This is a genomic window from Bradyrhizobium sp. USDA 3397, assembly GCF_054060965.1.
Map to the genome: position 1 here is coordinate 617090 of NZ_JBSSDS010000001.1, position 25206 is coordinate 642295.

Genomic DNA, 25206 nt, shown 5'->3' on the forward strand with positions numbered 1-25206 from the left:
TCATGCAGTTCCATCTCAATGGATTTCAGCCGGGCGACCCTGAAATCGCCGATCCTGCCGCGCGCGTTCAGGCATCGGGAGCGGCGGGCGCCGTGCCTGGCGAGGTCGATGTCCTCATCGTCGGCTGCGGGCCGGCCGGCCTGACGCTCGCCGCCCAGCTCGCGCAATTCCCCGACATCAGGACCTGCATCGTCGAGCAGAAGCCGGACCGCCTGCTGGTCGGTCAGGCCGACGGCATCGCCTGCCGCACCATGGAGATGTTCCACGCCTATGGCTTCAGCGAGCGTGTGCTGAAGGAGGCCTGTTGGGTCAACGAGACCACGTTCTGGAAGCCGGATGAAGCGGCGCCGGAGAAGATCGTCCGCAGTGGCCGGGTGCAGGACGTCGAGGACGGGCTGTCGGAATTCCCGCACCTCATCCTGAACCAGGCGCGCGTCCATGATTGCTTTCTCGACGTCATGCGCAAGTCGCCGGCGAAGCTCGCGCCGTATTACAGCCGACGCGTGCTTGATGTGAATGTCGATCCGGCCGCCGGTGCCGACGATCATGCCGTGACCGTGCGCCTCGAACGCGTCGATGCCGCGAACGAGGGCAAGGTCGAGACGATCAAGGCCCGCTACGTCGTCGGCTGCGACGGCGCCCGCAGCACGGTGCGCAAGTCGATCGGGCGCGAGCTGCACGGTGATTCCGCCAACCACGCCTGGGGCGTGATGGACGTGCTGGCGGTGACCGATTTTCCGGACATCCGCTTCAAGTCGCTGATCCAGTCGGCCAAGGACGGCAGCCTGCTGATCATTCCGCGCGAAGGCGGCTACATGGTCCGCATCTATGTCGAGCTCGCCAAGCTCGATGTCGGCGAACGCGTCGCCAATCGCAACATCACCGCCGATGACGTGATTGCGAAAGCGCAGCGGGTCCTGAAGCCGCATCGGCTTGAGGTGAAGGAGATCGCCTGGTGGTCGGTCTACGAGATCGGCCAGCGCCTCACCGACAAGTTCGACGACGTGCCGGAGGGCGAGATCGAGACGCGCCTGCCGCGCATCTTCATCGCCGGCGATGCCTGCCACACCCACAGCCCGAAGGCCGGGCAGGGCATGAACGTTTCGATGCAGGATGCCTTCAATCTCGGCTGGAAGCTCGCCGCCGTGCTGCGGAGGCAATGTGCGCAAAGCCTGTTGCATTCCTACTCGGCCGAGCGCCGGGCAGTCGCGAAGGAGCTGATCGATTTCGATCGCGAATGGGCTGATATCCTCGCCTCCGCCGCCAAGGCCGGCGGCGCCGATGCCGCCAAAACGCAGGACTATTTCGTCCGGCACGGACGTTTTACCGCGGGCACGGCAACGCATTACAAGCCGTCGATACTCACCGGCGCGGCCACGCATCAGCACCTTGCGCAGGGCCTCATTATCGGCACGCGCTTCCATTCCGCGCCGGTGATCCGGCTGGCGGACGCCAAGCCGGTGCATCTCGGCCATGCCGCACGGGCTGATGGCCGCTTCCGCATCTACGCGTTCTCGCCCGCTGAGAACCCCGCAGCGTCGGGCTCGGCCATTCGTGCCTTGTGCAATTTCCTCGCGGAATCCCGGAAGTCACCTATCCGTCGATATACGCCTGTTGGAGCTGACATCGACAGCGTGATCGATCTGCGCGCGGTGTTTCAGCAGGACCATCGCGAGCTCGCCATCGAGGCAATGCCGCCGATGTTGCTCCCGAGCAAAGGCCGTTACGGCTTGTACGACTACGAGAAGATGTTCTGCCCGGATCTCAAGAGCGGCCACGACGTCTTCACGATGCGCGGCATCGATCGGGCTGCCGGCTGCATGGTCGTGGTGCGGCCCGACCAGTATGTCGCGACCGTGCTGCCGCTCGACGATTTTGCCGGGCTCGCATCGTTCTTCGATGCCTTCATGCTGCCGGCGAGCTGACGCCGAAAGCGCCGCGTGGGCCGTGCCGCCCGCGATGCCGCATGCGGCGCAGCCGAGCTAGCACTGGCTGCAACGAAAGCCCGGCCCTCGTGCCGGGCTTACCGCTTGCGCGCGCCCTCCGGTTCCGTGCGCGTACAATTTAAGAAAGTTCTTCGCGGGCAGATTTCATCGATCGTAATATGTCTATCCAAAGCTGTAAGCATCCACTCGGGGCAGCGGGGCACCGGAGGATGACGATGAGACAGAACCAAGCGGAGACGCGCCGTCAGCAAAATGTCGCGAAGCGGTCGATGACCAAGGAGGCCAAGCAGCTGGCCGGCCTGATTGCCGGACTGCGCGAATCCCTCGAGGAGATCCACAAGGAGCGGGCGGGCACCAAGCTGTCGGGCGCAGAAATGGGACTACTCGATGAGCGTCGCAACAATCTGCTGCTCACCATCGCAGCCCTCAATGACCGTCTTTCGGCGGTGCAGGGCCTCATCAATCTCGGCCGCCCGCACATTATCCGCGTGCACTAGCGCCGATCCGAGGCAACGAGATCGCTCTGTTGCGACGGCACGGGGCCGGCCACAGGCCTCGTGGATGGCACGAAATTGCCACGCTCCCGGCGAATTGCCGCCAAAGCCCGCTGCCACGAGAAGGCCGGGTGCAGGGCGACGCAAGGGGATGCGAATTGGCCTACAAGATGGTCGCAGAACGCGACAACGAAAAGTACAGTTTCGCCCGCGAGAGCCGATTGCTCATCGTAGCGAAGGCGAAAGTGTGGGCGAGCGAGGGGTGGCGGGTGGTCGTCACCGACCAGGATGGCAAGGCCTACGCGCCGTCCGAGCTCGATCAGCTGTCCGCAGCGTGATGGTGGAGCGCGGCCTGGACCTTCAGAGCCGGTGCCGCGCGCATCAACGCACGGTGGTCTCCGAGAACAGGTTGATGATCACCACCCCTGATACGATCAACGCGATGCCGACGAAGGCTGCGGCGTCCAGGATCTGACGGAACAGCACGAAGGAGACGGTGGCGGTCAGGATGATGCCGACCCCGCCCCAGATCGCATAGGCGATGCTCAACGGAATCACCCGGATCGCCACCGAGAGCGCGTAGAACGAGGCGACGTAGAACAGCACCATCGCCAGCGTCGGCCAGGGACGGGTGAACTGCGCGGACTGCTGCAGGAACGCCGACGCGGTGACCTCGAACACGATGGCGAGGGCGAGAGCCGCATAGGCGTTGAAGGCGGAGGTCATGAGCCTCTCGGCGTGAGGAAGATACCGCGCGGGTCGCGAATATCACGTGCGAATGACGAACCTGCGACATTGCCGACGGTGTCCGGTGACTTCCGCTCCAGTCGACGCGAAGCCGCCGCGCGACGGGCGTGCGGCGGCTCGAGATGTCCCGATCCTTCGATGCGATCTTAATTGATCCGGACCGAGAGTTCGACATCTTCGGCAAAGGGCGTGGACATGTAGCCGCTGCCGGGTGCGCGCACCCGCGCCAGATAGTCAGGGCTATCGTCGGCGTTGTCAGCGACGATAATCGCCCCCGGCCGGAGACGGCCTTCGACCAGATCGAGGATCCCGGGGTAGAGCGCCTTGGCACCGTCGAGCAACACTAGATCGATCGTTTCGGGCAGATCGGTGCTGAGCGTCTTCAGCGCGTCGCCTTCGCGGATGTCGACGAGATCGATCAAGCCGCCGGCCGAGAGGTTGTCTCTCGCCCGGGCTACCTTGGACGGCTCGAACTCGCTGGTGATGAGGTGCCCCCCACCGTTGTCGCGCAGGCCCGCGGCAAGGTGCAGTGTCGAGATGCCGAACGAGGTGCCGAACTCGACGATGGATCGGGCGTGGGAGCTGCGCGCCAGCATGTAGAGCAGCGCTCCGGTCGCGCGCGAGACCGCGAGCGGTGCGTCCTTCAGGCGTCCATAGAGATCGCGATATTCGGTCATGCTCCGCATCATCCGCTCCCGCTCTGCGTCGGACAGGTCTGCGACTGCGGCTTCCGTTGCTTCGCTTGCTGCCTCGGCTTCGCTGAACAGGCGATCCAGTAGCGGCGCAAGCGAAGCGATGGTCGGGGTGGTCATTCGAAGTCTCCAGAGTTGGCGAAAGAAGCGCGTGCTTGCGCGTCGTTTGAAATACGACTAATTCGTCGCATTTCCTATTCGCATTGCCGGAGCGACCCATGGCCGACCGTCGAAGCCGTTCAATTTCCTCGCGAAAACAGCCGCAACAAGCCCGCTCGATGGAGCTGGTGGCGGCCATTCTGGATGCGGCTGTTCAGGTTTTGGCGAAGGAGGGCGCGCAACGTTTCACCACGGCGCGGGTGGCTGAGCGGGCCGGGGTGAGCGTCGGGTCGCTCTATCAATATTTTCCAAACAAGGCCGCAATCCTGTTTCGTCTCCAGAGCGACGAGTGGCGGCATACGAGCGAGCTGCTGCGCGATATCCTCGCCGATCGCGCCAAGCCGCCACCGGCGCGGTTGCGCGCGCTGGTCCATGCCTTCATCCGCTCCGAGTGCGAGGAGGCTGCGATCCGCACGGCCCTCAACGACGCCGCGCCACTCTATCGTGACGCACCCGAAGCGCGCGAGGTCCGGGCGGCCAGCAAGGGCATCGTCGATGCCTTCATGCGAGAGGCGCTGCCCAAAACTTCCAATGCGACGCGGGGTCTCGCCGGCGAGCTGATCACGACCACGCTCAGCGAGGTCGGCAAGCGATTTTCGGAGACGCCACGCAGTCATGCCGAGATTGCGCATCATGCCGACGGCCTTGCCGACATGTTCTGCGCCTATCTCGGGGAATTGGGCCGACGCTGAAGCGAGATCCGGGCGACACTTGCATCGCTCCACGTTTGTCCGTACGGACCTCTTTCATGCTCGTCATCTCCATCCAGAGCCAGGTGGTCCACGGCCATGTCGGCAACAGCGCGGCCGCCTATGCCATGCAGGCGGAGGGCGTGAACGTCGCTGCGGTGCCGACGACGCTGCTGTCCAACCATCCGCGCTATCCGAGCCTGCGCGGGCGGGTGCTGGAGACCGAGCTCGTCGCCGATCTCCTCAAGGGCGTGGAGGAGCGCGGCCTGGTCGACGAGGCCGCGGTGCTCGTTACCGGCTATCTCGGCTCGCCCGGCAATGCCGCCGTGATCGCCGACTTCGTCGAACGGGCGCGCACGCGGAATGGAAAGCTCGTCTATCTCTGCGATCCCGTGATCGGTGACGACGGCCGCGTCTATGTCGCGGACGGCATCCTGGACGTGCTCCGCCACCGGCTGCTGCCGGCGGCGAACCTGACGACGCCGAACCAGTTCGAACTCGAGCTGCTCTCTGGCGCCGCAATTGCCGACGCCGAGAGCCTCAGCGCGGCCTGCGCGGTGCTGGCTGGGGCAGGCACCGACGTCGTCGCCACCGGCTGCACCCTCGCTGACACGGCGGCGGGGCAGGTGGAGACGATCCTGTGCACTGATGGGCGATTGTCGCGCTTTGCGACGCCGCGCCTGCCGATCCGTCCCTACGGCACCGGCGATCTCCTTACCGGGCTGATCGCGGCGCATCTGGCCAAGGGCGAAGCAATGGAGTTGGCGGTAGGGCGCGCGGTCGACACGGTCTTTGCCGTGCTGGTACGCACGCAGGACGCCGGCTCGGCCGAGATGCGGCTGGTCCCGCTGCCGACGGCAGAGCGCAAGCCGTAAACCGTCAGGTCGCGCGCTTGCCGGCCGATTGCGCCGACTTCTGCGGCTTGGCCGCCGAGCCCTTGTGCTCGCGCGCGACGTCAGCCTTCGGCGGCTTGGCGCTCGCGAGGCCTTGTGTCTTCTTCGGCTTGGCGCCGGCAACGTCCTTGCGGTCGGAGGTGCCGCGCTTCGAGATATATTCCTGGCCGTCGATCGGGCCGACATGGGGCGGATCGCGGCCGAGATAGGGTCGGCCGATGCCGTACGCCTTGCCGTTGGCATCGACCCACTTCCACAGGATTTCGGTCGAGACCCAGCGCTGCGCCCGGTTGCTGCCTTGCGTGCTGACGATGTCGGCCGCCATGCCGTGACCGTAGCCGCCGCGCGTGCTGCCGCCGTGATAGGAGCGGTTGGAGGCGGCCTTCAGGCCGCTCGCGATCGACTGGCGATAGTCGTCGCGGAACGCGCTGGTGATGCCCGGCGAGAGACCGGCCGCTTCGGCCGCGAGCATCATGCGGAACAGCTTCTGCTTGAAGCTCTTGTCCATGCCGCCGATAACGTAGTCCATCATCGACATGCCGGCGCGCTCGGCCGCATGCGGATCCTTCCAGGTGAAGTCCTGATCGACCAGCTTGGTGAAGCTGCGCATCACCGTGACGGTCTTGCCCTTGCGCTTGATGGTGACGGCGCGCCGCTCCTGCACCTTCATCGTGTCTTCCTTGGCGGTGCGCTGGTAGAGCGCCCAGAGGTAGCGGTCGATGCAGGCTTCCATGACGAAGCATTCGTCGAGCACGGCGATGTTGTCGGCAGGCGGTGACGCCTTGCGCGCAGGCGCAACGGGGTCGCTCGCGCTCGCCGCGGCCGACAATGTGTCCGTCGTCACGATCTCGGTGGGATCGGCGGATGCGAGCTTGACGGGCTCGGGCGCAGGGGCGGGAGCAATCTCGCTGACGACGGGCTCCGGTTCAGGCAAGATCGGCGGCGCGGGTACGGCTTCCGCCGGCAGGATCAGCGCCGGGTCGGCCGAGGCGAGCTTGATGGTGGAGGCGGGCTCCTCGGGCGTTGCCTCTGCCGGCGCGGCAGGGGCCGCAGCGACGGCGGCGGCGATGTCGGCGGTCAAGGCGAAGCGGTCCTCAAGGGTCGCAGCGCGCGGCACGTCGGCGAGGTCGATGCGGCCGAGATCCTTGGCGTGCGAGATCGCAGCTACATTGGCGCCGCTATTCTCGATGAGCGCAGGCGCATAGGCGGAGAGAGACAATGCCAGCCAGCCGGCGACAACCGCCGAGGGACACGATAACGCCACCAGAAGAGACCGCCGATCGTTCATGATCCCTGCCTCCAAACGGTCTGCTCGAACAATCCTGCCCGAACAGTGATGATGCAAACAGTCTGACGAAACAGTCGCACGGAAAGGCACGCAGCACGTCGATTGTTCGGGCCACGGTGTGGCGGCGCAATGGCGCAAATCGGGGCGTGCGGGCTTTTCGGGGCAACTGTGGCCGAAGTGCAACGCCCGGTTCCATTTGACGCTGCCGCAACTTTGTTGCGGCTGGTGCGTTGGAGGCGCCATGACGCATCCCTCGCTTCGTCCCATGGACGCCTTCGACCCCACCGAGCCCGCCATCCTGCACGATCGTCTCTCCGACACGATCATCACCTGGACCGCCGACCAGGCCGAGGACTACCGCCGCGCCAGCCGGCCTGGCGCGGATGGAACCGTGGCCTGGAAGACCTATCTCTTCGATGGCTGGGGCAACGTGCTCGGCGGCTGAGCACTTCCTCTGGAGGCGCCGCGTCGCAGCGGGCGCGATTCGTCCAAATCCCTGGACGCTTTAGGCATAACGTCATGCACCGCATGCGATGTTGCAATGCGGCGGTGTATGTCGCGTTGCAGCAAAATGCGCCTAAATAGGCTCCGACTCTCAAACTTCGGAGCATCACCAATGAACAAGAAGACCTTGTCGATCGCCGCCTTCCTGACGATCGCGGGCGGTACCGCGGCTTTCGCCGCCGAGCTGCCGACCTATGAGGCCAACGGTTTCCCGGTTTCCCCGCTGCAGGTGCGCGTGCTCGGTGCCGCACATGTCGAGCAGCGGGTCGCAACGCCAAGCGCAATCGCCTCGGTCCACCAGGCGAAGGTGCTCAGCCCGCGCAAGGTGAAGACCGCGGACGTGATCACTGGCGCGGGCCGCTAAGCTCGCCGCGCGCGCAGGCTTGACGGCGAGCGGCCGTAGAGTTCGGCGAAGGCGGCGTTGAACCTGCGCAGGCTGCCGAACCCGGCCTGGAATGCGATAGCGGTCATGCTGTCATCGCCGGCATCGAGCAGGCGCTTGGCGCGCTGGACGCGCAGTGTCTTGGCGAGTTGCTGCGGCGTAGCGCCGACATGGCGCTCGAACAGGCGCGCCAGGTGACGCGACGAGATGCCGAGCCGCGTCGCGAGATCGACCACCGAGCCTTCATCGAGCGCGCCGTCATCGATGAGCCTCATGGCCCGGGCCACCGTGGAGCGTGTGCCGTTCCAGGCCGGGCAGAAAGGAGCGGTCTCGGGACGGCAGCGCAGGAAGCCGGCGGCCTCGGCAGCCGCAGCCGTCGGATAATAGACCACATTGCGCGCCAGCGGCTGCTTGGCCGGACAGACCGGCCGGCAATAAATGCCCGTGGTCTTCACCGCCGTGAAGAAGCGGCCGTCATAGCGGGGATCGCGGCGCAGGCGCGCGGCGTTGCAGACATCAAAGCTCAACATGATCGCATGGTAGCGCATGAGGTCGGCGGCGGAAGGGCAGCCGGATGACCGAGTCCGATTGCGGCGAGCCGCGGCGCGCACCGCGGCCTAGAAGGCGGTTCTCATCGCAACACGGCCGGAGACCCCATCGTGACCAGCCCGAGAGACGTCGTACTGAACGCCTGGAACACCTTTTCGTCACGCGATCCCGAGCGCATCGCGGCACTCTTCACCGAAGACGCCGAATGGATCGCGCCGAAGGGCAATGCCACCGCCATCGCGCTCGACCACACCGATCACATGAAGGGGCCGCACCAGATCGCCCGCTTCATCGCGCAGGAGATGCACCGATTGTTTTCGAACATCGATATCGCGTTCCGCGGCGTGTATGTCGACGGCGATGTCGTGATCGTGGAGGAGCGGATGCGCGCCACGCTGCCCGGCGGCAAGCCGTACGAGAACGAGTATTGCTTCGTGTTCGAGGTGGTGGGCGACCGGATCAGGCAAGTGCGGGAATACATGGATACGCGCAAGGGATGGCGGATGGTCTTCGACGAGGGGCTGTAACACGCGCAGTCGGCATTGCCCTCGCGTGACAGCCCTGCAGCCGCGTGGGTTGAGCGGCTCAGCGAGCCGACATATCGAGAGATCCATGGATCAGCGGACGAGCGGCGCCGACGCTCAGAAGAAGGATGCCGCGCCGGCACTGCTCGGCGTGGTCTGCGGGCTTGCCGCGGCGCTGTTCTGGGCGCTCGGCTTTGCCGCCACGCGGCATGGCCTCAAGGCCGGCTTCACGCCGGTCGATCTGCTGGTGCATCGCTATGTCTGGTCGGGGATCGCCTTCCTGCCCCTCGTGTTGCGCGCCGGACTCTCCGATCTTTGCGGCATCGGCTGGGGCAGGGGGCTCGTGCTGATGGTGCTCGGCGGTCCCGTGATGTCGCTGATCTCCTACAGCGGCTTCCTGTTCGTCCCGCTCGGCCATGGCAGCGTGATCCAGCCCTCTTGCGCCACGCTCGGCGGCCTCCTGCTCGCGGCGGTCGTGCTGAAGGAGCGGATCTCCGCCTCGCGCCTGACCGGCGCGCTCGTCATCGTCGGAGGCCTCGGCGTGATCGGTGCGGAATCGATCGGCCACATCGGCGCCGACGGCATTCAGGGCGATCTGATCTTCGTGCTCGCCGGGTTCATGTTCGCCGGCTTCGGCGCGATGCTGCGCCGATGGCGCGTCTCGGCCGTGCCGGCTGCGCTCGTCATCAACGTGCTGTCGCTGCTGCTGGTGCCGGTCTACGTCGCCACGGTCGGCCTCGCCCACATTGCATCAATTGGCATGACCGAGAACGCCATCCAGGCGCTGGCGCAGGGCGTGCTTGCCGGCCCCGCGGCGCTCTATCTCTATGCCGTCTCGGTCCAGCGTCTCGGCGTCGCCCGCGCCGCGGTGTTTCCGGCCTGCGTGCCCGCACTGACGCTGCTCACGGGCTGGTTGCTGCTCGGCGAGCCGCCGACGATGCTGCAGATGGCAGGCCTCGTGACGGTGCTGTGCGGGTTCTACCTGGCGCAGCGGCAAAGCTAGCGGGCCTCACGCCTTCTTCACGAACTCCGACTTCAGATTCATCGCGCCGATGCCGTCGATCTTGCAGGCGATGTTGTGGCCGTCGCTGGCGTCCTGCAGGCGGATGTTGCGCACCTTGGTGCCGCCCTTGACGACCGAGGACGAGCCCTTGATCTTGAGATCCTTGATCACGATGACGCTGTCGCCGTCGGCGAGCAAATTGCCGTTGGCATCGCGCACGCCTGTATCCTGCGCCGTGTCCGCGGCCGCCTCCGCCGCGCCGCTCCATTCATGGCCGCATTCCGGGCAGACCCAGAGATCGCGGTCCTGATAGGCGTGCTCGGAATTGCAGGTCGGGCATTTCATCGTGTCGGTCATGACGGGTCTTGTCTCGCGCTTCGTTCGCGGCGCGACCGTAGAGGCGGGAACCGGGAAAGCAAGCAAAAGCTGGCAGGTGCTCGCGGCCGATTCTGAGCCTGAGGGGCAATCGAGGGCCGGCTCAAGCAAGTGTTGCGAAAACAACCCCATGCACAGTAGCCATCCGTATGGAATTGCTCGGGGTTTTTCCTGACTTCGGTAAAATCGAACAAGAGTTGACGCGTCGGGCAAAACAATGGCATGATGCCATCGTGGAACGGGGTCGGGGGCGTCGGGTGCGGCACCATCCCGGATTACGCTTGCGCTCCGTCCGGGCTACGCTCGCGCCTCAACTTGCGACGAGCCGCTCATGAGCTTCCTCCTCAACATCGACGTTCCTGACGTAGCGAAAGCCACGACGTTCTACACCGAAGCCTTTGGCCTCTCGGTCGGCCGCCGCTTCGGCGCCGACTTCGTCGAGCTCAACGGCTGGCCCGCGCCGGTGTATCTCTTGACCAAGCAGGCCGGCACCATCGGCGCCGGCGGCGACCGCCGCCGCTATGAGCGGCACTGGACGCCGATGCATATCGACGTCGTCGTCGACGATGTCGACGCCGCCGTCGCGCGTGCGCTCGCTGCCGGGGCGATCCTGGAAGTGCCGGCGAGTGATGCGCCCTATGGCCGGATCGCGATGCTGGCCGATCCGTTCGGGCACGGTTTTTGTCTATTGGCGTTCAGCGCGCAAGGCTATGACGCGTTGCTTGAAGATTCGTAGCCTGGATGGAGCGCAAGCGTAGTCCAGCGCCGAGCGTGCCGCACGACCCCGGATTGTGCTTTGCTCGATCCGGGCTACGCTCGCGCGCGGAAAGCTGCGCCGACATCGGAGCGATATGGCAAAGAAGCTGAAGACCTACCAGACCTCGCTCGGCTTCTACGATCAGGCGATCGCCGCGCCCTCGATGAAGGCGGCGCTTGCCGCCTGGGGCGCCAGCTCCAATCTGTTCCATCAGGGTGTCGCCAGGGAGACCGACGATCCCGATGTCGTCGCCGCAACCATGGCGAAGCCGGGCGTGGTGCTCAGGCGCCCGGTCGGCTCGGACGGCCCGTTCACCGAGAGCGCGGAGCTGCCCACCGATCTCGGCGGGGGCGAGGCCAAGCCCAAGCGCAAGTCCAAGAGCAAGGCCGAGAGCAAGCCGACGTCAAAGAAGCGTCCCGCCAAGACAGCCCGGCATGCATCCCGCGAAATCGATGATGCAGCCGCCCGCAAGGCCGCAGCAGCTTTCGAGAAGGAGGAGCGACGCCGCGAGGCAGCGCGTGCCAAGGAGGAGGCCGCCCGCGCCAAGGAGCGTGCCCGGCGCGACAAGGCGGTTGCCGCGGCGGAAGCAGCGCTCGACAAGGCAACACGCGAGCACGAAGCGAAGGCGGGGGCGATCGAAGCCGAGCGGGCCGCGCTCGAGGCGCGCGCCGAAGCGGAGCAGGAGCGCTGGGATAAGCAGAGGCACAAGCTGGATCAGGCCCTGCGCCGCGCGCGCGAGTGAGAGGCAGGTGCCGACATCCGGGAGTTCTGTTGCTCATCCAGACCACTCCTGCGTCATACTCGCCGTCATTGCGAGGAGCCCTTGCGACGAAGCAATCCAGACTGCCGCCGGGTGACAGTCTGGATTGCTTCGCTCCGCTCGCAATGACGGCGGAGGCAGCGTCGCAAAAATCTGGCAGCGCCCATCTTCCAGATCTCGCGCGAAATTTGCTTGCCTCGCCTGGCATCCTTTTGCACTCTCCGCGCGAAGGAGACCAACGCATGACAAAGATGACTGCCGCCTGCGCGCTCGGCACCGCCCTGGTGCTGAGCGGCCTTGCAACCTCGGACGCCGAAGCCCGGACGCGGAGAGCCATCGTCGTTCGCGCGCCGCAGGAGCGGCTCATCATCACGGCGCCCGTGCTGAGGCCGACGCCGTGGGATTACAACATCGTGCCACGCTATCGCTATCGCCCCGAGCACGACCGGGTCGATCCCTATGGCCCGCCCCTGGTGCCGTCCTACGTGCGCTATGAGGGATGGCGCTGGCCGTATTGGTGGTGAAGGCACCGACCGACGCCAAACTGATCGGCGCATGAGCGTACGCTGACAGATGCGGGACGTGCATCTGCTCGTCATGGTCTCCACTTTCGAGTTCGGCAGAGAAGCAAGAGGGGCGGGCTGCCCCGCCCGTGCTCCTACGGCCGCTGGGGTCCTTGCCTCAGATAACCAGGGGTTGTACGCTGCACTGCAGAAAAATGCAGTGCAAATGGATCGGCTGGAATGAGTGTGGTTGAGAGCGTGGCGTCCGAGCAGCTTTCGGAGCCGAAGATGCCGCCGGGCGTGCTGACCGAAGGTCCGCTGGTCGACGCCAAGTTTCGCGATTCCTACATCTCCTTCGCCATCATGGTCGGCGGCTCGATCGCCGCGCTGGTCTGGGCGTTCTGGCAGGGCATCGGCTGGGTGGAGGTTTCGGTCTTCGCCGGCACGTTCATCATGTCCACGATCGGCATCGGCTTCATGCATCGCTATTTCGTGCACCGCAGCTTTCGCTGCGGTCCGGTGATGCGAACGATCTTCGCCGCGCTCGCGACCATGGCGGTGCAGGGCTCGATCCTGAAATGGGTGAGCAACCACCGGCGGCACCATCTGCACTCCGACCGGCCCGGCGACGTGCACAGCCCTTACTACGACGGCTCCGGCAACGCGTATACCAGCTTCGCCAAGGGCATGACGCATGCGCAAGGCGGCTGGGTGTGGGACCGCGAGACCACCGATGCCAGCTACTACGCCAAGGACATCCTGGCCGACCCGATCGCGATGTTCTTCACCAGGACGCGCTGGTACTGGTACGCGCTCTCGGCGCTGATCATTCCGGGCGCCATCGGCTACGCGTTTGGCGGCGTACGCACGATGATCGGCTGCATCCTGTTCTCAGGCCTGTTCCGCAGCTACCTGATGACGATGGCGACCTCGCTGGTCAACTCGGTCTGCCACAGCGACGGCCGCTGGGGCTACCGCCGCTTCGAGACCCATGACGGCACCACCAACGAGCTGGTGACCACGCTGCTGACGTTCGGCGAGGGGCTGCACAACAACCATCACCGCTTTCCGCGGGATGCGTATCTCTCGCACGCCTGGTACGAGGTGGACATCAACGGGCTGATCATCCTGGGGCTGGGGAAGCTCGGGCTGGTGCACGATATTTTCGCGGCGGGCGATGCCGGCCGCCATCGTGCTGCGAATGCAGGGCGGGGCGAGCCTGCGCCCGCCGCCGTCGGGAATGCCTTCGACGCCGACGACCGTCGCTCCCCCGGAACGTAATCGTGCCCGCCATGGCCCGGCGCCGATGCGGCGGGGAGTGCACTTCGAACAGGTACGCGGATAGATTGAAGTTTGTTGGCTCGTTATCTCTGCGTGCAGTGTTGGCGATTGGGCAAAAGTGGCAAAGTGGAGACTGTCAAGAATACATAGAGGTAGAACGGCACTTATCCCCGTAATAAACCCAATGCTGCTTGGGGTTTCTTTGCGCGTATTGGGAGGACAGTCATGGCAAGTGTCGAACAATTGCACAGACGCGACGGAGTGAACTTGGTCCAACTCGAAGCGGACATCACTTCGATCCGGTCGGGAAGCTCCATTACTTCAGTTAATCTGCCTGATTACGTCGAGCACACCGCGGGGGTGTCCCGGGTCGGTGCGCTCAGTGCAGAAGCGGTCATTCGCGACTATGAGTCCGCTGCAAAAGAGATCGAGGCCATGGGCACCGAGTTGATCGACGCCGCGCAAAAATGCGAGGCGCTGACGGCCCAGGTTCATGATGCGATCGCCTTCATGCGAGAAACGGCGGCAGGCTATCGTGAAGAGGGACGCAAGATCTTCAAGCGCATCGAAGAATGCGCGCTGTTCACCGAAGACGTTCGCAAGACCTGCGAACAGGTCAAACGCAGAATGGCTGAAGTCTCGGTCGGCCCTTCCGATGAGGAGCTTGCGCCGCAAGAGCCCGAGCTGACGGGGATCGCGGCCAAGGTGACGATGAGCGAGATACGCTGAGGGGAGCGTAGGTCCGTAGGGTGGGTTAGCTGCGCGACTGCGCAAGGCGCAGCTCGCGCAGCGTAACCCACCACGTCTGTCTCCGCGGAAATCAAGAGGCGGGGTACGCCAGCGGACTGCGCTTCGCGCCGCCGCAGGCTAACCCACCCTACGGCACTTCAAATCGCGCGCCTTCGCGAAACGGGCTCACCAATCCGGATCGCCGTAATAATAAGGGTCGGCCATATAGCGCGGCGGCATCCAGGGGCCTCGCGGCGGCGGCCTCGGCCGTCGTGGCGCGGCGTCTGGTACGTGCGCCCGGGCACGCGCAGCCGTGTCGTTGCTCACCACGCTGCGCACGACGGGCTTGGCGGCTGCAGAGGCGGATGGCGCCGATGACGCGCTCAGTTGCGTTTGCAGCGCCTGGACCTGCGCGGCGAGGCGCGCATTGTCCGCCGCATCCTTCTCCTGCGCGGCCTTGAGCTGTTGAATAGTGTCGGCCTGGTCGCGCAGGGTCTGCTCGCTGCGGCTCTTCAGCTGCTCGAGCTTGCCGTTGATATTCGCAAGCTCGCTCGTGATGGCCTTGAGCGATTGCGCGAGCTCGGACGATGCCGGCTCGGCCGCCGTGGCGCCGGGCTTCGGGGCGCTTTCCGCGTCCTTAGGCCCCGGCGGTGCAGGCACCGGGCTCGGCTCATCCGCGGCCGCCAGCAGCACCGTCGCCGGCTGCTCCGGACTTTCCGCGGCGGTCGCTTGCGGGGGTGCGCTCGCGGGTGGAGCCCATCGCGCCATGATGGACTTGCCGATCGATGTCGCCTCGTCGCCATATTGCGATGCGACAGCGGCACCGAGCAGGCCGATCGCCATCACGAGAATAGCCAGAGCGCGCATCATCGCCCTGTCTCCCCTCAGGCCGTGATCGCGAGGCTTGGTGTTTAGAACCCTGGCATCCGGCGTCGGCGCCTTGTTTGCCGAGGTGGCGGCTGCCGTCGAGGCGGCGCTTGCGTGGAAGGTCCGCGGGGCTTCGCTGCTCCGTTCCATTCCAGAAACCAGCCGGTCCAGCCGCGCGAGGTCTTCCTCTGCGCTCTTGATCCGGTCGTAGGCCCGCGCCAGCCCACCGTCGGCGCGCGCCTCGTCCGGCTTGGCGGTTTCAGGCTTGGCCGCATCAGGCTTGTCGGTATCGGGTTTGGGGTCGTTCGTCTCAGGCACCGATGCGCTCTCCATCCGGTCGGGCGTCAATGGGAGGCAGTCCGATTTTTGGGAAGAATAGGTCTCGCTGCTATCAGACACAACGCGTGTGCAAAGGAAAAATTATGGCGGGCTCGGCACACCATGCGCGACACGGCGCTGTCGTGCGATCGCTTGGAATCTTCTGGTGCTGAAGCAGCCGGGAGCAGCTTCCCCGTATTCCTACGACGTGCACCGATCCTGATCGAAAAACGTTCATCGCGTTGCGGCGGCGACAGGGACCAGTCGAGCAGCGCCGGTCTCACCATGAGCGTTCGCTGACGGGAACGGGCGCTAGTCCATTCCGTTTCCTTTGAGGGGATTGTTCGAGGAGGACAACATGAAAGCAATGATCATCGCGCTTTCGGCTGCCGTTGTCATGGCTACAGCCCCGGCCGTATTTGCTCAGGGTGTATCGAGCAAGACGCCGGGTCATGAGATGCAGCAAATGGGTTCCCAGAAGGGCGAGCCGGGCGCTTCCAGCTACGCTCCGGGACATAAGAAGAAGCAGCAGGCGAAGTCCTCGAAGAGAACCAGCCCCGGCGCGTCGAGCTACGCTCCAGGACGAACTACAGGACAAACCACAGGTCAAACCACGGGCGCGAGCGGCGGGTCGACCACCGGCACCAAGTCCGGGTACTGAACTCCCGGCGGTCCTCAGGCGCGTAGGGCGGGTTAGCTCCGCGACGGCGCAAAGCGCAGGTCGGGTAGCGCAACCCACCTCTTTGATCTCGGCGGCGGAGAGGTGGTGGGTTACGCCGGCGGACCGCGCTTCGCGCAACCGCCAGCTAACCCACCTTACGTCCCGCGGCGCCGCAATGTGCACCCGTCGTCAGTGACGTATCGTGCGGATTTCGAGCGTGGTCTGGGTGAGCCTGGCCACGAACCCCTCAAGATGCATGACCCTTTCTCTGGTCAATTGTTCATGCAGCTCGGCGATCTTCTGGGATTCGGCGATAAACGAGTCGCACGCCTGTTTCGCGTACGCCATCTGAAGCTCAAAGGCCTCGACGGGTGAACGCGCCGTCGCGAGCTTTCCCAGGAAATTCCAGGCTTGCTCAAGCGAGGTCCTGATATAGTCGCTATAGGCGTCGGCAATCGCCTGCGTGCTGGCCTGGAAGGGTTCGACCGGTGCGACGGGCGGGCTTGCAGCTAGCTCCATCCCGGAAGCCTCGTCCGGCAAGGCCGCAGCCGAAGGTATCTCCGCACTGATCTGTCGGCCAGGCTCTTGCTCGGTCTCGTGCTCGGTCTCTTGCCTGGTCTCCGCCGGGGCATCCGGCAATTGATGCGCTGCACTTGCGCGTTGCTCGCCGGCCCCGGTCCGATGTCCGGCCTTCTTCTTGCCGCCGCGCCGTCCGGATTTTCCCTTTGGCTTGTTGTCCACCGCACTCAACATTGCAAATGGCTCCCAAATATCGATGAAGCCGCGAGCCTCCGTCGCGTTTGCGCTGAAATCGCGATTGTGGGCTGTCGCTTGCGTGGCGGCCATGTGGTGAGATTTTGCCGCTGCATCGTCGACGCAGACGGCAAGAAGTCGCCGATCCAGTGAGCTGCGGGGTGGCCGCCTGTCGCCGCCTTAGAAGGCCGCCATACGAAGGACCGTTGGCGTACGCTTCATCCTGGTTGTCCGCGGTGGCTCGGTTAACACATTGGTCATTTCTTTGCGGTCATTTTCGCGACCTCATTCAGCGAGGAGGCACCATGTCCGACATCACCATTCCCGGCGGCAAGATCCGTTCCTTCGTCGAGCGGATCGAGAACCTCGACAGCGAAATGCAGGAGTTGAGCGAGCAGAAGAAGGAAGTTTTCGCGGAAGCCAAGGGCGAGGGCTTTGACGTCAAGATCCTCAAGGAGATCATCAAGCTGCGCAAGGAAGACAAGAACGAGCGCGACGAGCGCGAAAGCCTGCTCGACCTCTACATGCGCGCGATGGAGACCGCTTCGCCGGAGCAGGCGAAGGCGGCGTGAGGGGATTGGGTGATCTGTGAGGAGAGGTGGCCGCGATCGCTGGGATTGCGGCCATCATGCGGTGGCAGCACCGCAAGGTGAAGCGCAACGTCATTCCGGGGCGCGCGAAGCGCGAGCCCGGAATCCATTCCACAACGCGTCGTGCCGCCCGATGGATTCCGGGCTCGCGCCCAAAGCGGGCGCGCCCCGGAATGACGGCGTCCGCCATCAATAGCGGCCGCCGCTGCCCTTTTGCTGCGTGATCCAGTCCGACAACGATTTCGGTTTCGATTTCACAGTCCGGCCCGGTGATGCCTTCGGATTGTCGCGGACACCTTTCGCCGGACGGGTACGCGGCGCTTCCGACTGCCTGACGCCCTTCAAGGCAGCCGCCGATGCCTCTGCGGCTTCCTTCTCCAGGCGCAACTGTTTCAATCGCGCCATCTTGATGCGCTCGGCCTCGACTTCGGGTCGCTCGGTGAGCAGCGGCTTATGCTGAGCAAGCTCGGCCGTAACAAGGACACCGAGAATGGTCGGCTCGCCGAGCGCCTTGCAGGCCTCTAACCGATGCAGTCCCTCGACCAGAACCAGCCGGTCTCCGTCGAGCCGAACGGAAATGGGGGCCTGTTGTCCGATCTCCAGAATGCTCTCCGCGATCTCCGCGACGGTCTCGGGCTTGAGGGCTTTCTTCTGCTTCGTGGGAACGAAGATCTTCTCGATCGGGAAGCTTTCCGGTTTGGGCATAACTTTGACTCCGCTTCTACCGGGCCGTTCGGAACTCAAGCCAGCTGGGTGGGAGTTTAGGTGGGGAAGCGGTCGACTGCAAAAGCAATTTCGGAGGCGAGGTGATGATGAGCATCGAAATGGGAGCCACTCTGCGGCTAACGCGATAGAGCTCATAGGATGGGCAGAGCGAACCCAATAGCCGTGGCGGCCTGATGGGTTTGGAAGGGCTCTACCCATCCTAGGAGCTAGTTGACGAGACCCATGTTTGTAAAGGTCAGACGGCTCGCAGTAACCTTGGTGCCGATAATTGCCACCAGATCGTTTTCCCCTTCGACGGATCTCAAAAGGCGATCAGTTTCAACTGATAGTTTGGTGACCAAGGAGTCGTCTTGAAGCAAGCAATGGATTGGATCACTCGAAGTTGCGTTTTCAAAATGCTTCTGTTGCGAAGGCGGCGGTATTGCTAAGGCGTCAAGAAGAGTCTTGATGCGGTTATCAATGTCCCCACCATCGCCGATCAGTTGCCCTGGTGCTTGCCGTCGCAAGAACGTGATCTCAAGCTCACAGAGAAGATCTAGGCGTTTCGAAACAAGAGGTGCAAAGACTGTCGTGCCGCGCGTTTCAAGGATGCCGATCTTGCTTGTAGGGATGTCGAATTCTTCCTGCAGCATCTTCTCCGCTTCGGTCCGCAAAGGAGAGTGCCGCCAAAGCTCGCGAAGTTGGGGAGCTAGAGCCAGCCGGATCGCGTGAATGTCGGAAAGGCTTGCTCGCTGTCGTGGTACGATTGGGCCTTCATAGAGAAGTCTAAACTTCATTTCTTCTCCTGTTTGTCCGGCGATAAGGCTCCGCTTCGTTTCAATGGGCCGACGCCTCTTTGCTGATAACAAAACTCCGACGTCCGGATATTCATGCCTTTTACTAGATCCACAAATCGCGCGGCCTTCTTGCTGGGCTTGCCATGAGCGGCGAGAATTGCTTGGGCAGTTGCGTATGCGCAAATGTCAGTCATGTCCAAAAGACAAACGTAATCCGATGATAGCTGAACTGCATTTGAATGGATGCGAGTGAAGTGTGTGGCTTGTAGTCGCGCGAGACCCCAGTCAATTTTCGTGCGGTCGGTATCGAATGAAAGTTGGTAGGTCGTGCCTTCATGGTGTTGCATGTTCGCAATTGCTGCGAAGCAGGCGAGGCCCGCCAAGTGCTTTTCGTTGACGTCAAATGGGAGTCCGTCGACAAGCTTTAGCTGTTGCGGGTAGCGTGTTTGATCGATCCATGCCGAGAACCAGCGCCCACCCAAATTTAACATCAAGTTCACGCATTCTTCCACGAAGGCGTGAACGTCTGCCGGCGCAAAATGTAGGAATGGTGAGCGACGACGCGCGTCGCCGCTAAACAGAATGCGGCAGTGAATCTTTGCCTCTGTCGGAACATCGCGAGAAGCCTTCAGCCGGACCAATGCGCTCCGGGCGTCTTCGCGGGCATCGGGTGGGAGCCACAGTATCCCTCCGGTGACGAACTGCTCAGCTTTGCTTTCGTCGCACAATGCAAGAGGCCGCTCAAACAAGAGCGGCCTCAATTCAGTCGGTGTGGTTGGTGCGGCCAATGAGCTAGCTACACCCCGTCGTGCTCCCACACGTATCGCACTTCATGCACGTCCCATTCCGCACCAGCGTGAAGTTGCCGCACTCGCTGCACATTTCGCCTTCGTAGCCCTTGGCCTTGGCTTCCGCGCGGCGCTCGGCCTTGGTGGGAGCGGCGGTCGCGGCGGTGCCGGCCTTGCTCCATTGCAGCTGCTCGAGCTTCTCCGTCGGCGAGAGGTCGTGCTGGACTTCCTGCTTCAGGGCGACGGCGCCTTCGATGGCGTCGCCAACACGGGCCGAGGCGCCGTGGGCCAGGGCCGTGACCTTGCTGCCGCCTGAGGGCGCGCTGTCGTTGCCCTGGCTGATGGCGGTGCTGCCGCCGCGCATCACGACGAGGTTGTCCGTGCGCGAGCGGGTGAGGCCGCGCGAGACCAGTTTTGTCGCGTGGTGGCCGCCGTCCTCCTCGGGCTCCTTGCCTTCCTCGACGCCCTTGCCGAGCGCGTCAAAACCCGTCTCGTTGGGATCGACGTGGGCGAGGTCGAAGCGGGACAGATAGCTCACCGCGAGCTCGCGGAAGACGTAGTCCAGGATCGAGGTCGCGTACTTGATGCTGTCGTTGCCCTGCACGGGGCCCGCCGGCTCGAAGCGGGTGAAGGTGAAGGCGTCGACATATTCGTCCAGCGGCACGCCGTATTGCAGGCCGAGCGACACCGCGATGGCGAAGTTGTTGATGAAGGAGCGCAGCGCCGCGCCTTCCTTGTGCATGTCGATGAAGATCTCGCCGAGACGGCCGTCATCGTATTCGCCGGTGCGCAAGTACACCTTGTGGCCGCCGACGACCGCCTTCTGGGTGTAGCCCTTGCGTCGGTCCGGCATCTTCTCGCGCTCGCGCATCACAACGATGCGCTCGACCAGCTTCTCGACGACCTTTTCGGCCACATGCGTGGCGCGCGCCGCCATGGGTTTTTCGTGCAGCAGCTCGACCGCATCGTCCTCGTCCTCATCGTCGCTGATGAGCTGCGAGTTGAGCGGCTGCGAGAGTTTTGAGCCGTCGCGATAGAGCGCGTTGGCCTTCAATGCGAGCTTCCACGACAGCATGTAGGCGGACTTGCAGTCCTCCACCGTGGCGTCGTTCGGCATGTTGATGGTCTTGGAGATCGCGCCCGAGATGAAGGGCTGCGCCGCCGCCATCATGCGGATGTGGCTCTCGACCGACAGATAGCGCTTGCCGATCTTGCCGCAGGGATTGGCGCAGTCGAACACCGGATAATGCTCGGCCTTGAGGTGCGGGGCACCTTCCACCGTCATCGCGCCGCAGATGTGGACGTTGGCCGCCTCGATCTCGCGCTTGGTGAAGCCGACGGCCTGGAGCAGGTCGAAGCCGGGGGCGGCAATGGCTTCCGCGCCGATGCCGAGTTGGTCGCGGATGAAATCCTCGCCGAAGGTCCACTTGTTGAAGGCGAACTTGATGTCGAACGCGGTCGGCAGCGCTTTCTCGACCTTGGCGATGGCTTCATCGGTGAAGCCTTTTGCCTTCAGGGTCGAGGCGTTGATGCCGGGCGCGTTGGAGAGCGAGCCGTGGCCGACGGCGTAGGCCTCGATCTCGGCGATCTCGCTCTCGCGATAGCCGAGCGCGCGCAGCGCGGCCGGCACCGCGCGGTTGATGATCTTGAAGTAGCCGCCGCCGGCGAGCTTCTTGAACTTGACCAGCGCGAAGTCGGGCTCGATGCCGGTGGTGTCGCAATCCATGACGAGGCCGATCGTGCCGGTCGGCGCGATCACCGTGGTCTGGGCGTTGCGATAGCCGTGCTTCTCGCCGAGCTCGAGCGCCGCATCCCAGGCCGCCTGGGCATGGCTGACGAGGTCTCCTTGCGGGCAGGAGACGAGGTCGAGCGGCACCGGGTTGACGCTGAGCGCCTCATAGCCGTTCGACTGGCCATGCGCGGCGCGGCGGTGGTTGCGGATCACGCGCAGCATGTGCGCGGCGTTCTTCTTGTAGCCGGGGAAGGTGCCCAGTTCAGCAGCCATTTCCGCGGAGGTCTTGTAGGTGATGCCGGTCATGACCGCGGTCAGCGCGCCGGCGATCGCACGGCCTTCCTTGCTGTCATAGGGCAGGCCCATGGTCATCAGGAGGCCGCCGATATTGGCGTAGCCGAGGCCGAGCGTGCGGAACTCGTAGGAGAGCTCGGCGATCGCCTTCGACGGGAACTGTGCCATCATGACGGAGATTTCCAGCACGACGGTCCAGAGCCGGCAGAGGTGCTCATAGCCCTCGACGTCGAAGCGCTTGGTCTCGGTGTTGTAGAACGTCAGCAGGTTCGCCGAGGCGAGGTTGCACGCCGTGTCGTCCAGGAACATGTATTCCGAGCACGGATTGGACGCGCGGATGTCGCCGGACGCCTTGCAGGTGTGCCAGTCGTTCATCGTGGTGTTGAAGTGCAGGCCGGGATCGGCCGAGGCCCAGGCGGCGTAGCCGATCTTCTCCCAGAGGTCGCGCGCCTTCAGCGTCTTGGTCACCTTCTTGGAGGTGCGGGCGGTCAGATTCCAGTCGCCGTCGGTCTCGACCGCGCGCAGGAAGTCGTCCTTCAGCGAGACCGAGTTGTTGGAGTTCTGGCCTGATACCGTGAGATAGGCTTCGCTATCCCAGTCGGTGTCGTAGGTGTCGAACTGGATGTCCTTGTAGCCCTGCTTGGCGAACTGAATGACGCGCTTGATGTAATTGTCGGGCACGAGGCTGCGGCGCGCGAGCTTGATCTCGCGGCGGAGGGCAGGGTTCTTCTCGGGGTCGAAGCAGTCGTCGCCCGAGCCTTCGCAGTTCACGCAGGCCTTCAGCACCGCCTTGAGGTGCTTCTGGTTGATCTTGGAGCCCGTGACGAGGGCGGCGACCTTCTGCTCCTCCTTCACCTTCCAGTCGATATAGGTCTCGATGTCGGGGTGATCGACGTCGACGACGACCATCTTGGCGGCGCGGCGCGTGGTGCCGCCGCTCTTGATAGCGCCGGCGGCGCGGTCGCCGATCTTGAGGAAGCTCATCAGGCCGGAGGAGCGGCCGCCGCCGGAGAGCTTTTCGCCTTCGCCGCGCAGGCGCGAGAAGTTGGAGCCGGTGCCGGAGCCGTATTTGAACAGGCGCGCCTCGCGGACCCAGAGGTCCATGATGCCGCCCTCGTTGACGAGGTCGTCGCCGACGCCCTGGATGAAGCAGGCATGCGGCTGCGGGTGCTCGTAGGCCGATTTGGACTTGGTCAGCTTAGCCGTGAAGGGATCGACGTAATAATGGCCCTGGCCGGGGCCGTCGATGCCATAGGCCCAGTGCAGGCCGGTGTTGAACCATTGCGGCGAGTTCGGCGCGACCATCTGCATGGCGAGCATGTAGCGGAGCTCGTCATAGAAGGCCTGGGCGTCGTCGTCGGTCGAGAAGTACTTGCCCTTCCAGCCCCAATAGGTCCAGCAGCCGGCGAGGCGGTCGAACACCTGCTTGGCCGAGAGCTCGCTGACATAGCGCTCCTTCTCGGGCAGCGCGGCGAGGGCATCAGTGTCGGGCACGGAGCGCCACAGGAAGGAGGGGACGGATTCCTCCTCGACCTTCTTCAGGCGCGCGGCAACGCCGGCTTTGCGGAAATATTTCTGGGCCAGCACGTCGGAGGCGACCTGCGACCACTCGCTCGGCACCTCGACGTTATCAAGCTTGAACACGACCGAGCCGTCGGGATTGCGAATCTCCGACGTGGTCAGGCGGAATTCGATTCCCGCATAAGGTGACTGTCCCGCAGTGGTGTGGCGCCGCTCAATCCGCATGGTCTTGCCCCGTCCTTTTCTTTGACCGGTCCCGCCCCTCGTTGTGGGCGTGCCGGGTCGTCATTGCATTCGCGGCGCCTTCAGCCGTTCGGCCTCGGGGCTCCGCAGTTCAGCCGGTGGATCCGGCCCTGTTTTTTCCCGGCGCGAGCTCGATGCGTCGCATCGATCATCCCGCCGGCATGTCCACACCCATCCGCCCCCAAGGGGATGTGCGCGACATGCGTTCAACGCCCCACAACGTCACTTCGTCATCGATGCCATCCGAGCCTGTTGCCGGCCCGTTCTGGCGCCCCGAAGAGCCTGCATTCCGAGGGCAGACAAGCCCTCATCCGCAGCCTTTGGCCGACTGGCGGAGCTGAAATTTGCGAGACCCTTTGGGGAGTGCCGGCGGGACGCAAACTCACTCGCGCCGAACGGACCGAAAGCTAGGACTCTCCGTTGCGCCCGTCAAGAACTAGTGCGAGTTCCTGAATCAAATACTAAATATGGTGGATTGTGGGGGATAACAGGGGTCTTCGCCGCGCCTGTCGTGGACCCAAGTATCAGTGAGTCCTCAGGGATTCCCAACTGAAAAAATTTGCATGCCGTGATGACGCGGGGCCTTCATCCCGCTGTTCACAGGGCAGGTATATTTTTGAGCAATGGGATTGCGTCAGCAGGACTCACGTAGCCCTACGGACGGTGAGGGCAGGCATGCCCGCCAAAGCGGTGGTGGGACCCGCGAATCCGGGCCAAGCTGACCGCCAGATTTGCCGGACTAGCCGACATGCTTGATTCGACGACGCCGGGCGTGCGGCCGCGCATCGCCCCGGCCGGCCTGATGTTCCTTGCGATCACGTCGATCGGCTGGGGCTTCAACTGGCCGGTGACGAAATTCCTGCTCGCCGAGCTGCCGCCTCTGACGCTGCGCGGGGTCACCGGCGTGCTCGGCGCGCTGCTGCTGGCGCTGCTTGCGGTGATCCGGCGGCAAAGCCTGCACGTAGAGGGTGTGATCTGGCCGCGCCTGCTCACCGCAGCCGCGCTCAACGTCACGGGCTGGATGGTGCTGATGGGGCTGGCGCTGCTCTGGCTGCCGGCGAGCGAGGCGGCGCTGATCGCCTATACGATGCCGGTCTGGGCGTCGATCATCGCCTGGCCGGTGCTTGGGGAGCGGCCGACGGTCTTGCGCACGCTTGGGCTGGTGCTGGCTTTCGCAGGGCTTGCCTCGATCATGGGGGGCAACGGCCTTGCCGCCAGCACGGAAAAGCTGCCGGGCATCATCATGGTACTCGTCGGTGCGTTCGGCTTTGCCCTCGGCACCGTGCTCTCGAAGAAGTACCCGATTCACCTGCCGCCGCTCACGGCGGCAGCCTGGCAGATCGGGATCGGCTGCCTGCCGATCTCGATCATTGGCCTCCTGATCGAGACCACGCATTTGTCGCATGTGACGCCGCTTGGCTGGTGGCTGCTGGTCTATTCGGTCGTCGGGCAGTTCTGCATCGCCTATGTCAGCTGGTTCGCAGCGCTGGCGCGCCTGCCGGCCTCGGTCGCCGCGATCGGCACCATGGCGGTGCCGGTGATCGGCGTCGTGGCCTCGGCGGTCGCGCTTGGCGAGCCGCTCGGGCCAGGGCAGATCGCGGGGCTGGTGTTTACGCTGGCCGCGGTGGTGCTGGCGACACGGGGGTAGCCGTCCGGACGCCG

At 64.3% G+C, this 25206-nt stretch carries 28 protein-coding genes; 17 read left to right on the forward strand and 11 right to left on the reverse strand.

The window, feature by feature from the left end:
• Positions 1–2 precede the first annotated feature (2 nt).
• The 3 genes from ACVWYQ_RS02975 to ACVWYQ_RS02985 all read left to right on the forward strand — a co-directional run bounded on the left by ACVWYQ_RS02975 (position 3) and on the right by ACVWYQ_RS02985 (position 2778).
• Entirely contained in the window at positions 3–1925 is a 1923-nt protein-coding gene (locus tag ACVWYQ_RS02975; RefSeq protein WP_404541430.1) for an FAD-binding monooxygenase, read from the forward strand.
• A gap of 236 nt (positions 1926–2161) precedes the next feature.
• Positions 2162–2443, forward strand: coding sequence for a hypothetical protein (locus ACVWYQ_RS02980; RefSeq protein WP_036000293.1), 282 nt, complete (start codon positions 2162–2164; stop codon positions 2441–2443).
• 128 nt (positions 2444–2571) lie between these two features.
• Entirely contained in the window at positions 2572–2778 is a 207-nt protein-coding gene (locus ACVWYQ_RS02985) for a hypothetical protein (protein ID WP_036000235.1), read from the forward strand.
• Positions 2779–2821: 43 nt separating this feature from the next.
• Here the strand turns inward: ACVWYQ_RS02985 and ACVWYQ_RS02990 are convergent, their stop codons facing one another.
• Both ACVWYQ_RS02990 and ACVWYQ_RS02995 read right to left on the reverse strand, forming a co-directional pair.
• The gene (locus ACVWYQ_RS02990; protein WP_157287445.1) at positions 2822–3166 is read right to left on the reverse strand and encodes a DMT family transporter; all 345 of its coding nucleotides are present in this window, start codon (positions 3164–3166) and stop codon (positions 2822–2824) included.
• 167 nt (positions 3167–3333) lie between these two features.
• Positions 3334–3999 (reverse strand): O-methyltransferase, encoded by a 666-nt coding sequence (locus tag ACVWYQ_RS02995; RefSeq protein WP_404541427.1) that lies wholly within the window; start codon positions 3997–3999, stop codon positions 3334–3336.
• 98 nt (positions 4000–4097) lie between these two features.
• Between ACVWYQ_RS02995 and ACVWYQ_RS03000 the strand changes: the two genes are divergently transcribed.
• Together ACVWYQ_RS03000 and pdxY are read left to right on the forward strand one after the other, a co-directional pair.
• Positions 4098–4730 carry a TetR family transcriptional regulator gene (locus ACVWYQ_RS03000; RefSeq protein ID WP_404541425.1) on the forward strand — a complete coding sequence of 211 codons (633 nt, stop codon included), beginning with the start codon at positions 4098–4100 and terminating at the stop codon, positions 4728–4730.
• A gap of 56 nt (positions 4731–4786) precedes the next feature.
• Positions 4787–5602, forward strand: a complete 816-nt coding sequence (pdxY, locus tag ACVWYQ_RS03005) for a pyridoxal kinase (protein WP_275499235.1) — start codon at positions 4787–4789, stop codon at positions 5600–5602.
• Between the two features lie 4 nt (positions 5603–5606).
• Here pdxY and ACVWYQ_RS03010 read toward each other — a convergent pair whose 3' ends face one another.
• On the reverse strand, positions 5607–6908 hold the full coding sequence (locus tag ACVWYQ_RS03010) for a M15 family metallopeptidase domain-containing protein (RefSeq protein ID WP_404541423.1): 1302 nt from the start codon (positions 6906–6908) through the stop codon (positions 5607–5609).
• 241 nt (positions 6909–7149) lie between these two features.
• On the opposite strand from ACVWYQ_RS03010, the gene ACVWYQ_RS03015 reads away from it, so the two are divergent.
• Together ACVWYQ_RS03015 and ACVWYQ_RS03020 are read left to right on the forward strand one after the other, a co-directional pair.
• Entirely contained in the window at positions 7150–7353 is a 204-nt protein-coding gene (locus ACVWYQ_RS03015) for a hypothetical protein (RefSeq protein WP_025035973.1), read from the forward strand.
• Positions 7354–7524: 171 nt separating this feature from the next.
• Positions 7525–7776 (forward strand): hypothetical protein, encoded by a 252-nt coding sequence (locus ACVWYQ_RS03020; RefSeq protein WP_275499232.1) that lies wholly within the window; start codon positions 7525–7527, stop codon positions 7774–7776.
• Here ACVWYQ_RS03020 and ACVWYQ_RS03025 read toward each other — a convergent pair.
• Positions 7773–8324 (reverse strand): bifunctional transcriptional activator/DNA repair enzyme AdaA, encoded by a 552-nt coding sequence (locus tag ACVWYQ_RS03025; protein ID WP_456725399.1) that lies wholly within the window; start codon positions 8322–8324, stop codon positions 7773–7775. The two genes, ACVWYQ_RS03020 and ACVWYQ_RS03025, sit on opposite strands and share 4 nt — an antisense overlap.
• A gap of 129 nt (positions 8325–8453) precedes the next feature.
• Here ACVWYQ_RS03025 and ACVWYQ_RS03030 point away from each other — a divergent pair, with 129 nt between their 5' ends.
• Entirely contained in the window at positions 8454–8870 is a 417-nt protein-coding gene (locus ACVWYQ_RS03030; protein WP_404541421.1) for a nuclear transport factor 2 family protein, read from the forward strand.
• An 85-nt stretch (positions 8871–8955) separates the two neighbouring features.
• Positions 8956–9870: a DMT family transporter gene (locus ACVWYQ_RS03035; RefSeq protein WP_404541419.1), complete on the forward strand. Its 915-nt coding sequence runs from the start codon at positions 8956–8958 to the stop codon at positions 9868–9870.
• Positions 9871–9876: 6 nt separating this feature from the next.
• Here the strand turns inward: ACVWYQ_RS03035 and ACVWYQ_RS03040 are convergent, their stop codons facing one another.
• Complete coding sequence (locus ACVWYQ_RS03040) at positions 9877–10227, reverse strand: zinc ribbon domain-containing protein YjdM (RefSeq protein ID WP_456725400.1); 351 nt, start codon at positions 10225–10227, stop codon at positions 9877–9879.
• Between the two features lie 349 nt (positions 10228–10576).
• Here ACVWYQ_RS03040 and ACVWYQ_RS03045 point away from each other — a divergent pair, with 349 nt between their 5' ends.
• The 5 genes from ACVWYQ_RS03045 (at position 10577) to ACVWYQ_RS03065 (ending at position 14275) form a co-directional block, all read left to right on the forward strand.
• Positions 10577–10981, forward strand: coding sequence for a VOC family protein (locus ACVWYQ_RS03045; protein WP_157287472.1), 405 nt, complete (start codon positions 10577–10579; stop codon positions 10979–10981).
• 115 nt (positions 10982–11096) lie between these two features.
• Positions 11097–11744 (forward strand): cell envelope biogenesis protein TolA, encoded by a 648-nt coding sequence (locus ACVWYQ_RS03050; RefSeq protein WP_456725401.1) that lies wholly within the window; start codon positions 11097–11099, stop codon positions 11742–11744.
• 260 nt (positions 11745–12004) lie between these two features.
• Entirely contained in the window at positions 12005–12286 is a 282-nt protein-coding gene (locus ACVWYQ_RS03055; protein WP_456725402.1) for a hypothetical protein, read from the forward strand.
• Positions 12287–12505: 219 nt separating this feature from the next.
• Entirely contained in the window at positions 12506–13546 is a 1041-nt protein-coding gene (locus ACVWYQ_RS03060; protein WP_275509677.1) for an acyl-CoA desaturase, read from the forward strand.
• Positions 13547–13771: 225 nt separating this feature from the next.
• Positions 13772–14275 carry a hypothetical protein gene (locus ACVWYQ_RS03065; protein ID WP_036033716.1) on the forward strand — a complete coding sequence of 168 codons (504 nt, stop codon included), beginning with the start codon at positions 13772–13774 and terminating at the stop codon, positions 14273–14275.
• 186 nt (positions 14276–14461) lie between these two features.
• Here the strand turns inward: ACVWYQ_RS03065 and ACVWYQ_RS03070 are convergent, their stop codons facing one another.
• The gene (locus tag ACVWYQ_RS03070; RefSeq protein ID WP_271547266.1) at positions 14462–15475 is read right to left on the reverse strand and encodes a hypothetical protein; all 1014 of its coding nucleotides are present in this window, start codon (positions 15473–15475) and stop codon (positions 14462–14464) included.
• Positions 15476–15818: 343 nt separating this feature from the next.
• Between ACVWYQ_RS03070 and ACVWYQ_RS03075 the strand changes: the two genes are divergently transcribed.
• A complete protein-coding gene (locus tag ACVWYQ_RS03075; protein ID WP_271546788.1) occupies positions 15819–16121 on the forward strand; it encodes a hypothetical protein in 303 nt (100 codons plus the stop codon).
• Positions 16122–16310: 189 nt separating this feature from the next.
• On the opposite strand, the gene ACVWYQ_RS03080 is transcribed toward ACVWYQ_RS03075, so the two are convergent.
• On the reverse strand, positions 16311–16967 hold the full coding sequence (locus ACVWYQ_RS03080) for a phasin family protein (RefSeq protein ID WP_456725403.1): 657 nt from the start codon (positions 16965–16967) through the stop codon (positions 16311–16313).
• Between the two features lie 212 nt (positions 16968–17179).
• On the opposite strand from ACVWYQ_RS03080, the gene ACVWYQ_RS03085 reads away from it, so the two are divergent.
• Positions 17180–17446 (forward strand): DUF2312 domain-containing protein, encoded by a 267-nt coding sequence (locus ACVWYQ_RS03085; protein ID WP_025575662.1) that lies wholly within the window; start codon positions 17180–17182, stop codon positions 17444–17446.
• A 207-nt stretch (positions 17447–17653) separates the two neighbouring features.
• Here ACVWYQ_RS03085 and ACVWYQ_RS03090 read toward each other — a convergent pair whose 3' ends face one another.
• The 4 genes from ACVWYQ_RS03090 to ACVWYQ_RS03105 all read right to left on the reverse strand — a co-directional run bounded on the left by ACVWYQ_RS03090 (position 17654) and on the right by ACVWYQ_RS03105 (position 23526).
• Positions 17654–18169: a chromosome partitioning protein ParB gene (locus ACVWYQ_RS03090; protein WP_456725404.1), complete on the reverse strand. Its 516-nt coding sequence runs from the start codon at positions 18167–18169 to the stop codon at positions 17654–17656.
• A gap of 227 nt (positions 18170–18396) precedes the next feature.
• Positions 18397–18966 (reverse strand): hypothetical protein, encoded by a 570-nt coding sequence (locus ACVWYQ_RS03095; RefSeq protein ID WP_456725405.1) that lies wholly within the window; start codon positions 18964–18966, stop codon positions 18397–18399.
• The gene (locus tag ACVWYQ_RS03100) at positions 18963–19715 is read right to left on the reverse strand and encodes a hypothetical protein (protein ID WP_456725406.1); all 753 of its coding nucleotides are present in this window, start codon (positions 19713–19715) and stop codon (positions 18963–18965) included. Before ACVWYQ_RS03100 ends, ACVWYQ_RS03095 begins: the two co-directional genes overlap by 4 nt.
• Before the next feature lie 43 nt (positions 19716–19758).
• Entirely contained in the window at positions 19759–23526 is a 3768-nt protein-coding gene (locus ACVWYQ_RS03105; protein ID WP_456725407.1) for a vitamin B12-dependent ribonucleotide reductase, read from the reverse strand.
• A gap of 766 nt (positions 23527–24292) precedes the next feature.
• Here ACVWYQ_RS03105 and ACVWYQ_RS03110 point away from each other — a divergent pair.
• Positions 24293–25192, forward strand: coding sequence for a DMT family transporter (locus ACVWYQ_RS03110; protein WP_404541393.1), 900 nt, complete (start codon positions 24293–24295; stop codon positions 25190–25192).
• Positions 25193–25206: the final 14 nt, after the last annotated feature.